The 9,590-nt window shown below is 63.1% G+C and carries 11 protein-coding genes; 1 reads left to right on the plus strand and 10 read right to left on the minus strand.

The features are described from left to right. Positions 1-210 precede the first annotated feature (210 nt). The 10 genes from BSP109_RS16950 to BSP109_RS10840 form a co-directional block, all read right to left on the minus strand. Positions 211-1,179 (minus strand): hypothetical protein, encoded by a 969-nt coding sequence (locus BSP109_RS16950; protein ID WP_146001129.1) that lies wholly within the window; start codon positions 1,177-1,179, stop codon positions 211-213. Beyond that, on the minus strand, positions 1,172-1,351 hold the full coding sequence (locus BSP109_RS10800) for a hypothetical protein (RefSeq protein WP_101600561.1): 180 nt from the start codon (positions 1,349-1,351) through the stop codon (positions 1,172-1,174). The genes BSP109_RS16950 and BSP109_RS10800 overlap by 8 nt, the downstream gene beginning before the upstream one ends. Before the next feature lie 11 nt (positions 1,352-1,362). Further along, a complete protein-coding gene (locus BSP109_RS10805; RefSeq protein WP_101600563.1) occupies positions 1,363-2,391 on the minus strand; it encodes a DUF4192 domain-containing protein in 1,029 nt (342 codons plus the stop codon). A 98-nt stretch (positions 2,392-2,489) separates the two neighbouring features. After that, positions 2,490-3,371 carry a nucleotidyl transferase AbiEii/AbiGii toxin family protein gene (locus tag BSP109_RS10810; RefSeq protein WP_101600565.1) on the minus strand — a complete coding sequence of 294 codons (882 nt, stop codon included), beginning with the start codon at positions 3,369-3,371 and terminating at the stop codon, positions 2,490-2,492. Continuing rightward, positions 3,368-4,162 (minus strand): type IV toxin-antitoxin system AbiEi family antitoxin, encoded by a 795-nt coding sequence (locus BSP109_RS10815; RefSeq protein ID WP_180959703.1) that lies wholly within the window; start codon positions 4,160-4,162, stop codon positions 3,368-3,370. Before BSP109_RS10815 ends, BSP109_RS10810 begins: the two co-directional genes overlap by 4 nt. A gap of 291 nt (positions 4,163-4,453) precedes the next feature. Continuing rightward, complete coding sequence (locus BSP109_RS10820; protein ID WP_101600568.1) at positions 4,454-4,822, minus strand: hotdog fold thioesterase; 369 nt, start codon at positions 4,820-4,822, stop codon at positions 4,454-4,456. A gap of 105 nt (positions 4,823-4,927) precedes the next feature. Then, the gene (locus BSP109_RS10825; protein WP_101600570.1) at positions 4,928-5,611 is read right to left on the minus strand and encodes a 4'-phosphopantetheinyl transferase; all 684 of its coding nucleotides are present in this window, start codon (positions 5,609-5,611) and stop codon (positions 4,928-4,930) included. Continuing rightward, positions 5,608-6,375 carry a metallophosphoesterase gene (locus BSP109_RS10830; RefSeq protein ID WP_146001130.1) on the minus strand — a complete coding sequence of 256 codons (768 nt, stop codon included), beginning with the start codon at positions 6,373-6,375 and terminating at the stop codon, positions 5,608-5,610. Before BSP109_RS10830 ends, BSP109_RS10825 begins: the two co-directional genes overlap by 4 nt. A gap of 152 nt (positions 6,376-6,527) precedes the next feature. Beyond that, positions 6,528-6,776, minus strand: a complete 249-nt coding sequence (locus tag BSP109_RS10835; RefSeq protein WP_101600573.1) for an MbtH family protein — start codon at positions 6,774-6,776, stop codon at positions 6,528-6,530. 51 nt (positions 6,777-6,827) lie between these two features. Then, the gene (locus BSP109_RS10840; protein WP_308297912.1) at positions 6,828-8,132 is read right to left on the minus strand and encodes a SidA/IucD/PvdA family monooxygenase; all 1,305 of its coding nucleotides are present in this window, start codon (positions 8,130-8,132) and stop codon (positions 6,828-6,830) included. A gap of 488 nt (positions 8,133-8,620) precedes the next feature. Here BSP109_RS10840 and BSP109_RS16955 point away from each other — a divergent pair, with 488 nt between their 5' ends. Further along, positions 8,621-9,484, plus strand: a complete 864-nt coding sequence (locus tag BSP109_RS16955; RefSeq protein WP_146001131.1) for a hypothetical protein — start codon at positions 8,621-8,623, stop codon at positions 9,482-9,484. Positions 9,485-9,590 lie beyond the last annotated feature (106 nt).

A 9,590-nucleotide genomic window follows, 5' to 3' on the forward strand; every position in this document is an offset into this window, starting at 1 on the left:
GGCCCACATCAGCTGGGATGTCAGCAGCGTCATCCATCCCCACCAGTGTCGCCACACCGGACAGGAGAATCCCGAGTTATCCACAATTCTTGACGAGACTCGAATGTTATCCACAACTACGGGGATAGGGGTTGACAAGCGTCGCCACACGCGGTCTCGGGGCGCGGTGCCAGCGGCCTACGGTGAAACAGCCCAGGATGGCACCACCACTCAGCCGAGCGAATAGCCCGTCGGAGCCGGTACTGAGCCCGGCCACCTGGTGTGCTCGCGCGCGTGCTGCAGCAGCCGCTGCTCTGGGGAGCTGAAACCGTCGGCGGTGGTGCTCGGATCCTCAACAGGATCGTCGGTGGCCTCAACCTCAATAGGCACACCGGGATACACGCTGGCGGCGCGATCACGGACCGCGGCGACGATCGCCTGCCCGAAGGTCGTCCGCTCCTCGCCGCGCAGGGCATCGAGTGCTTCGTGGCGGCGGCGGAACCCATCCTGGATCGCGTGTGCCTGTCCATCGAGCCGCTGCGCCTTGGCGCGCGCCTTCGGTGACTTGGCGACGTAGACACTGCGGGTCAGGGGCGAGTCGAACACCGTGCGCTCGATCTGCGCGATCCGTTCGGGCGGGTAACCGTCGGCCTGACGGTCTGAGCGCCAGGACTCCATGGAGAACGGCGGGGCTTCGGGATCGCTGCTCACGAACCCCCCGGCGTCGGTGCGGTCGTAATGCCACAGGTAGGGCGCGTCATCGACGACTTCGCCGAGTGCCTTGACCTCACGAGCGTCCAAAGAAGTATGCAACGCCTCATAGAGCTCATCCAGGCCTTGTTCGGCCAGGATCTGATCGACCGGCACCGTCACTCGCAGTGGCTCGGTTCGATGCTCATGCAGATAGGCCTCATCATGACCGACCGTGGCCAGGAGCAGGTTCCGGATGCTGTCGGCCTCCCATGACCCTGGGCGGCCGGCAAGAATCGCATCAACACTACCGAAATTGGCCGCTGCACCGGCGAGTGCTTGGCTGACAAACTCGGCCCAGTCAGACTGGTCGAGCCGGTTGGGATCGGGCTGCCCAGCGCCTGGCGCGACCTGCTGCAACACGGGGTGGCGCAGGCGGGCGGCTTCGGTGAGCACACCGATCGCGTCGGCGAGGACTTCGGCGCGGGGGCGTTGGTTCTGCTCAGTCATCCGAATCAATCCCAAGTCGAGCCAGCACGGGGTTCCGGGCCGCGTCGTGGACCCAGTCGATCACCGTGACCGAGGGTCGATTGATGTGTGCGGAGCCGAGCATGTGTCGTACTCGCCGCTCAAGAGAGCTGAGCCAGGTCCCAACGGATTCGTTCGTCGTCTGTTCGTCCATTCTTCTTCTCCTCAGATTCCCGGCGCTCGGCGATCCGGCGCAGGCTGGCTTGTCGGCATCGCACGGCCGGGTCCTTGTCCTGGACGGCCGGGGACGAACGCTTCGCTGTCGACGAGCGTGGCCTTGGCGTCCTCCCAGACGTCGGGATGGGCTCCCCGTTCCAACATGGTCGCTGTCAGTGCCGCCATCGTGTAGGGCTCCGTATCGGGCGGGATCCGATCCAGCGCTACCCATGCTTGGGCTCCCTCACCATGCAGCCAGTGGGCGAACGCGAGCATGCTCGCTGCAGGGGCACGTACCTCGTCGGGGGCCCGGCGAGTCAGGTCGGACCACAGCTCGACATGTTGTGCAGAGTTGCCGCGGGACATGTCGACCCAGAGAACGTCACGCGTGGGTTTCGATTCCAACGCGACCAGCATCCTGGCGGCCTCCGGGTCGCTGAGGCTGCGTCCGTCTTCGTGGAACTGCGCGAGACGACCGGCCGCCCACGCATGCTGCTCGCCAGCCGGGATCTGCTGTGCGAGGGTGCGAGCACCGCCGAGTGCCGCTGCCACCGGCATGGGGTCCCCGATCAACGCCTCCGCCAGGGCGGCACGGGAGGCCGCGGGCGGCAGTCGGCCATGAAAGGCCGCCTCAGCGGCCATCCGATTCACCGACTCGACACTTCGTGGCCCGGTCTTACCGGAGCTGAGGTCAGTCCAACGATCAGAGGTCGCCCACAGCCGTAGGGGCGTGTCAACACCGATACGATCGAACGCATCGGCGAGGGCCTCGCTCGTCGCCCGCGCGGCACGACGATCCTCGGTCACACACACCAGTGCGAGCATGCCTCGCTCGCGGCCCACATGATGGACGTAGCCGTTCTGCAGGGACCTGGCGACCTCACGGCGATCCTCAGCGTTCTTCGGGATGTCGATACGCGCCACCGGCAATTCCGACCCCAGGGGAACCGTCACGACCGACTCAGTCGGAGTGAACCCCAAGACATGCGGCAACGCTGCCAGCAACTCATCCGGCGACGTCACCTTTACCTGAGCCATGCCCTGCTCCCTTCGCCCGGTCACCGAACGGCGACCTTCTGCTGACCAAGGGAAGACTCCAGGCGTAGGCGATCAATGCTGCCTGCCGCCCGCGCGGATTAGGTCCCGATATTGGCGAGCGTCGTGTCGACCTCGTGGCGGTCACGCTCGTTGCATGCGGCCCAACGGAGTTCGTCGGCTGTCAGCTCAGCCAAGAAGCGGTAGCGGCTACGCACCGTGGCGATCCACTCTGCGGTCTTGACCGGTTTGGTCAGGTAGCCGATGTCTTCGGGCCGGAAGTCGTTGGGTGTCTTCTCGGCGAGGATGTCGTCGGGGTCGATGGGTTTGGTGCCTCGGCCGTCGACCACGATGTCGCGGTAGACCTTGAGGACCCACAGCCGCCGTGTCAGCGGCTCGTCCATGGCGCCTGCCGTGGCATACCACTGTAGGTCGTACAGATCACGTGCCAGTGAGACCCGGCGGTATCTGGCCAGCTTCTCGGCCACGGCCTCTTCGACCGTGACCACCGGGGTCGGTGGCAACCTGAAGCCGTACCGCTCGTGTATGGGAAGGCTGACCGGTTCAAGCAAGTCGGGATCCAGGCTCAGTGCGTGCCGGGCGAGTTCAACCTTCGCTCCCAGTTGTGGACTGCCGAACGGGGTCTCGATCCGCAGGTCGCCTCGGCGACCGTCGTCGCCGAGATTCGCAATCGCGAAGGAGAACCCGTCGATCTGGACTCCGTCGAGGACTTGCAGGACCGACAGCGCAAGTTCCTCGCCGGGTGCGGCGAAGTCGAAATCGGTTGAGAACCGCCCGGCGTTGCCGGCTCGGAACTTCCGCAACGCTGTACCGCCTTTAAAGATCAGCCCCTGCTCGAAGAGGCCGGACTCGTGCAGCAAGTGGAGCGCGTGGTCCTGTGCGATGTCGAGCAAGGCGGCATCCCTGCCGCCCTTGGCTCCTTGGTAGTGGCGGACCAGATGACCTTCGGTGACACGTGTCATGCCCCACCTCCGGCGCCGAGGTAGGGAGCCAAGAGCGTGTCGTTGACCTTGGTCAACGGGTCGTAACGGCCACCGGGCTGTCGAGGTCCGAACCATGCCGACACCTGCGGCGGGACATCCTCGAGCACCCATCGTGCGCTGTCTTCCCTGCCCATCAGGAGCAGCACGTAGGCGGCGCGTTGACGAACGGTGTCCGGCGCCCCGCTCAGCAGCCGTTTGATGATGACCTCATCGAACCCCTCTGCGGAGGTCTCGATCCATTGAGCCAAGCCCGCGGCATCACGATAGGCCGATGGCCGGGTGGCGATGCCAACTAGAAGCCCGTCAAAACTCCAGGACCGCAGCCCGTTGACGTCTGCGATCGCCTCAGCCGGCATGTCAACACGAACGTATCGCCACTGCCCCGCGAGCGCCTTGGGGAACAATGTGCCGGCGCCAAGTGCGACGACCTCCTGTTCGGGGATGCGCTGAGCCAGACCGAGCACGGAGGCGGCCGACTCCATCGCGAGTACCCCACCCCACCCCGGATCGACAGCATGTTGGGCGCGGAACTCGATGAACCGGTCGCCCGAACCATATGCTCCACCGCGTGCACCCGGAAGGAACTCCCACGCGCCTCGAGTACGTAGCTTCCCGAGCCAGCCGTCACGTTGGAGCTCATAAGCCCTCTGACGCGGGTCACCCGCCACCCCCACCTGGGCCATGACAGCGGCCATCCGCTCGACCGTGACGATCACGTCCCCGTCAAGTTCGAACTGCTCAACGATCAGTGAGACCGACCGAGTGATCACCCGAGCCACTGTCATTCACCTTCCTTTCTTGGTCGATAGTATCGAACGACGGGTTAGATCGACAGTCATTGTTGGGCACCGGCGTCGCCTGGTGACTCAGTCGAGCCGGCCCGACCGGTACCGAAAAGCCCTCAACCACAACAAGGCCAGGCCACGCGGAGCGTGGCGTTTCGTGCTCTGGCCTAGCTGCAACGTTCCGGAGGCCCACACCTGCTGATCGATGGGTCGGGGCCCTTGCCGCAGAGGGCATCTGCCTCACAGGTCGACCTTGCGGCGTTCAGCGCCAGAGGGTCATGCTTGCCGGGTGGGTCCTGGATCTCGCTCGATCAGGGCGCAAGCGATGCGCGCGGTGCAAATGCAGCGGTCGCCGTTGTCGACGATGGCGACCTCGTAGCTTCCCATCGTGAGGCCCCGATGCAGTGGAGTGGCCACGCCGGTGACCGTTCCTTGGGTGACTGATCGGTGATGTGTGGCATTGATGTCTGTGCCGACGGCGAACCGGCCCGGTCCGGCATTGATCGACGCCGCGACCGAGCCGATGGTTTCGGCCAAGACAACGGACGCGCCGCCATGGAGCAGACCGTAGGGCTGGGTGTTGCCTTCGACATGCATCGTCGCGACCACACGGTCTGGGGTGAGTTCGACCAGTTCGATGCCCATGCGCTCGTTCAACGCCCCCAATTGTGGCGAAGGAAGGCGATGAGCTCGGACCGTTCGGAGGTCATATCGCCTCGCCCCCGAACGGTAGGCGATGGTCGAGCGTAATCATCGTTCGTCCTTGCTTCTTTCCAGGCACGTCACGGTAATCAGGTGGCGTTCGACCAGATCCCAGCGTCCGTCGAACCTCTGGAGGCGGCTGCCGTTGTGGACCGGTCCTTCGATCAGGATGTGCCCGCTGAAGGAGCCTGTCGGGTCGATGGTCAGTTCGCATTCGGTGAAGTCGAGCCACCTGCGCGCCAGCGGCCACCATGCCTTGTAGATGCTTTCCTTGGCGCTGAACAACAGTCTGTCCCAGCAGACGTCGTAATAGTTGGCCGCCAGGGCGTCGACCATGCGGGGTTCGTCGTCGACCATCACCAGGGGTGCCACTCCATCGGGCAGTGGCTCGTTGACTTCAGCATCGATGCCGAGCGTGACGATGTCGGACGATGAGGCGACTGCGGCGGCGCGGTAGCCATCGCAGTGGGTCAGGCTTCCTACGATCCCGTCGGGCCATTGTGGTTCTCGATCTGGCCCTGGGACGATGGGCACCGGTGGCTGGCCAAGACGAGCCAGTGCCCGGCGGGCGCAGTCGCGGACGGTGGCGAACTCGGCACGGCGCTTGGGCACGGCAGAGGCGATGGCGGCGCGCTCGCCGCCGAGCAGCACGGTCTCGGGGGCGTCGATCTCGCTCTCCTCCAGCTCCACGCTGGGTGGCAACAGACGACCCAGACCGACTCGAGCCGTCATGAGCCGATCCGTTCGGTCCGGGCGCCCAGGATGGGAACCAGTCGGCGGGCAGGAGCACCCAGCCTGCCCCACTCATGGGGGTATCCCACCGACACTTCGTGGTGTGGCACTCCGTCGACCTCGATGGTCCGAGGCATGTGCAGGTGTCCATAGACCACGGCGGCCGCGCGGTAACGGGTCGGCCAGTCTCGGGTCTGTTCGCACAATGCGAACTCCGGATAGGCCAGCACGCTCGTCGGCTCGCGCACCAGGGGCCAGTGATTCACCAGCACCGTGCGGGCATCGGCGGGGATCTGGTCGAGACGTGCGCGGGTGTAGTCCAGGCGCGCTGCGCACCAGTCCTCTCGCGACGGATACGGGTCAGGATGGAGCAGAATCTCGTCAGCGCACAGGACCCCAGCGGCCTCAGCCACCGCCAAGGCCTCCTGCTTGGATGCTGTGCCCGGTGGCCGGAAGGTGTAGTCGTACAGAAAGAACAGTGGCGCAACGACCACCGGGCCGTCCGCGCTCTCCCAGGTGGGGTAGGGATCCTCGGGCGTCAGCGCGTCGACGCGACGTAGTGCTTCGACGAACTGCAGGTAGCGTGCTGCGCAGCGACTGGTCGCCGGATCACCGGGGAGGGTCCACAATTCATGGTTTCCCGACACCCAGATCACGACCTCGAACCGTTCACGGAGCACGCTGAGGGTATCGACGATCTCATCGAATCGTTCGCCGACATCGCCAGCGACGATGAGCCAGTCACCGCCGCTGATCGTTGGAATCCGTTGACGTCACTTGACAGTTGAGGCCTAGCGGCCGTCTCGATCGCGGTGTGTCATCTGACGGCGTGCCTAAAGCATCCAACGAAAACTTGCTGGTGCGGACGTGACGTGACGGGCGAACATACATGCGCGCTTCCGAACGAGCGGCCACCTTAGGGCACGGTCCTTGACGATTGTTCAGCGCTGGTCTGCTTCATGCGCAGAGAAGCCGGGCGGAGATCGGACCAGGTCCTTTCGATCCAATCCAGGACCTCTGAACGAGACAGTCCGTCCGGATTTCCGTGAGCGATGGTCCAGCCTTCCGGGACCGATTTGAATGTCGGCCAAAGCGAATATTCCAGCTCATGATTGACGAGCGCGAAAAAGGTTTTGTGGTCGTTATCGAAGGGGTTTTGGGCCATGCTGACACCTCGCCATTCTCTCTTGTGGGCGTACAAAAACAACCTTGGGAACTAAAATCGTCGAGCATGCAATCCCGCTTTGATTGAATCTAAGATGTCGGCAGCACGTACAGCTACATTTGACAGAAGCGACGACGACAAGCCATGGCTATGCTCGACTCCCCCGTTGAGATAGATCGCCCCAGCCACATTCTCCTCAACGCAGAGTCGATAGTTGCGCTCAACTTTGGGATTGTCACCCGAAAACTGAGCCGAGACAGACCCTCCTAGAACATCACGCACGCTGCGCGGGCGAAACCCGGTCGCAAGCACTACTGCGTCCGCCTCGATACGCACGTACGATTCGTCCGCGAGGTTGCGCAGAACGACGGTGACGCCACCAGCATCTTCCTCCAGGGCGTGAAGTTCAGTTACACGATGCACGAAGATCCGCTGGTGTCCCTGGACGCGTTCCTGGTACTCGCGGCCGTAGAGTTCGCCTATGAGATCGGCATCGACAGCCGAGTAGTTGGTCAGCCAGTGGTATTCCAGTAGCTGCCTCTTCACGTCGGCGGGCGCCTGGAAAAAATGGTCAACCGAGTCGGGGTCAAAGATTCGATTCACATACGGCGTGTCGTCCGAAGGTGAGTAGCCAAAGCGCCGATGCGAGATGTGAACCTCCGCGCTTGGCGACCTCTCGTGCAGATAGGCAGCGATCTCGGCGGCACTCTGACCGGATCCCACGACGACGAACTTGCCGTGCGTCTGCGGGGGCACATTCTTGAGGACGCCCAGCAACCGGTGATTGTGGAACACCCGATTCGATGGAGTCACGTTTTTGGGGAGGACTGGTTCTATCCCGAGACCGAGCACGACATTACGTGCATAGATCGTGCGTCTGGTTGGAGAAGCAGCCGCCGATTGATAGCTTTCGACCTCCACTTCGAAGGACCCATTGCGCCACTCGATTCGTCGTGCAGTCGATCCGTATTCGATGGGTACCGACACCCTCGCTGCCGCCCAGGACAGATAGTCGTGAAACTCGACTCGCGTGGGAAAAAAGGTCTTCAGGTTAATGAAGTCCGACAGTCGACCGCGTTCTCCGAGGTAGTTAAGGAACGTGTAACTACTTGACGGCGTGCGCAGCGTCACCAGATCCTTTAGGAAGCTGACTTGCATCGTCGTCCCAGGAAGTAGCATTCCGTCATGCCACCCGAATCGCGGTTGCGTTTCGATGAACTGTGAGCTGATTCGCTGAGCGTCTCGTCCTTGGTCGTTCGATTCTTCGATCGCGATTGCAAGGCTGAGATTGGATGGCCCCAGGCCTATTCCGAGGATGTCAACAGTCTCCCCAGATTCCGAAGCTCGTGGTGCCACCCGAGGGTCACCCTCGGGCGCTGCTGGCGCTTCAGCTGTGTTCATGGGCGCAATTGCCTTTCCCTCGGTGGCACACCTGCAGGGACGAATTCTCACCTCGAGTCGGCCAAGTAGGCCCCGAGGCGAGTACGCCCACAGCAGACGCTAACACAAACTTATTAGGGTAGGCTACCCTCAGGCTGGTCCGTCCAGCAGTCGCCCGATCGGCGAGGATTCCGGAGAGGTTCCAGCCGGATGCGCCAGCGTTGACGGACTACGTAGCTTAGCCTAGCCTAATTTGCAGTCAGTGGAGAGTGGAGGGGACGCGTAGTGATCGGTCAGTGCCGTACCACGAACGTGCGATGCCTTCTGGTACCGCACGCTCGACAGTCGTCACGCCAATTGCGGGGCTGCTCTGAGAGGGCGGATCGTTACTTGGGCATCAGATCCAGTCATTGGACCTTCGATCTACGGCCCTGCCTGGGTCGTCGCGCGATCGTTGCAAGATCATGGTGAAGGACCCGCGCCCGCCTAACGTGCTCGGCTCACGACTGCAAGAGACCGTCGCCCTTTTGGACACCATTGAACCGACGATGAACGCAGTCCGTCTGGGAATACCGTCAACGCAAGGGACATGGGACCTGTGCACGTCGGTCATCAAAGATCAGAGGTACGTGCGCAGATGGCAAGACGCCGTATCCGAGGAGTTGGCCCGCATCTACTCGACGCCGGCATCACGCGTCGGTGTGACTGCTGCCGCCTGCGTATTGGACTGGTATGCGTACGCCCCCGGCTTCCTCGTCGGTGCCATGTTCCATATCGCGCGGCGCGTACCAAACGTCGCGCCCGAGGTCGTCGCGTTTCGCCGTAATCCCGTCGAGCATTGGATCAGTGGCACCGCACTGTGTGACAACCGTTTCTGGTGTTTGCCAGACGATCCCGCAGCAGATGACAAGGAAGCACACGTCGTTGGCGATGAGGTTGCGCTCGCCGCAATTGCCCGAGCACAAGTCCGTAATCACGCGGATCGATTCCTCGCATCGTATGACCCAGGCGTCCGGCTCCCACGTCGAGCCTTGACAGGCGTGTTCTTCGACTCCCTGGACAGCGGTCCCTGGATTGCCGAGCCGCTAGCACCAGGGGTTTCGTGCATCGACTCCTCGCGTCTGCTTCTGCCAGGCCGGGCCGACCACTTCACCGACCAGTCCAAGTTGTACGAGTTGACCGATCTGAAGGGTCGATCCCATATTTCGCGACGCCGCGTGGCGTGCTGTGAATCCTATCGAATTGAACCGGACGGCGCAGGTTGCTTCGACTGTCCGCGCACCAGTGACAACCGCCGAACCGAATTGGCGACCAATTTCCCGGACTGACGGCGTTCCGACGAGAGCCCAGTCCACTGAGGAGGCTGAGATATCCCATGGCTGACGTGCCTGCGACTACGTCCCCATCCCCTGGCGGTCGTCGACGAGATGCGCC

Origin of the sequence: Brevibacterium sp. Mu109 (assembly GCF_900169375.1) — a bacterium.
Taxonomy (GTDB): Bacteria; Actinomycetota; Actinomycetes; order Actinomycetales; family Brevibacteriaceae; genus Brevibacterium; species Brevibacterium yomogidense_A.

What these genes read in the sequence shown, in the direction of transcription:
- BSP109_RS10800 (WP_101600561.1), bottom strand. Translation starts at nt 1,351, where the DNA reads ATGGACGAACAGACGACGAACGAATCCGTTGGGACCTGGCTCAGCTCT.
- BSP109_RS10835 (WP_101600573.1), bottom strand. Translation starts at nt 6,776, where the DNA reads ATGGCCCAAAACCCCTTCGATAACGACCACAAAACCTTTTTCGCGCTC.
- BSP109_RS16950 (WP_146001129.1), bottom strand. Translation starts at nt 1,179, where the DNA reads ATGACTGAGCAGAACCAACGCCCCCGCGCCGAAGTCCTCGCCGACGCG.
- BSP109_RS10825 (WP_101600570.1), bottom strand. Translation starts at nt 5,611, where the DNA reads ATGACGGCTCGAGTCGGTCTGGGTCGTCTGTTGCCACCCAGCGTGGAG.
- BSP109_RS10805 (WP_101600563.1), bottom strand. Translation starts at nt 2,391, where the DNA reads ATGGCTCAGGTAAAGGTGACGTCGCCGGATGAGTTGCTGGCAGCGTTG.
- BSP109_RS10820 (WP_101600568.1), bottom strand. Translation starts at nt 4,822, where the DNA reads ATGGGCATCGAACTGGTCGAACTCACCCCAGACCGTGTGGTCGCGACG.
- BSP109_RS16955 (WP_146001131.1), top strand. Translation starts at nt 8,621, where the DNA reads ATGGTGAAGGACCCGCGCCCGCCTAACGTGCTCGGCTCACGACTGCAA.
- BSP109_RS10810 (WP_101600565.1), bottom strand. Translation starts at nt 3,371, where the DNA reads ATGACACGTGTCACCGAAGGTCATCTGGTCCGCCACTACCAAGGAGCC.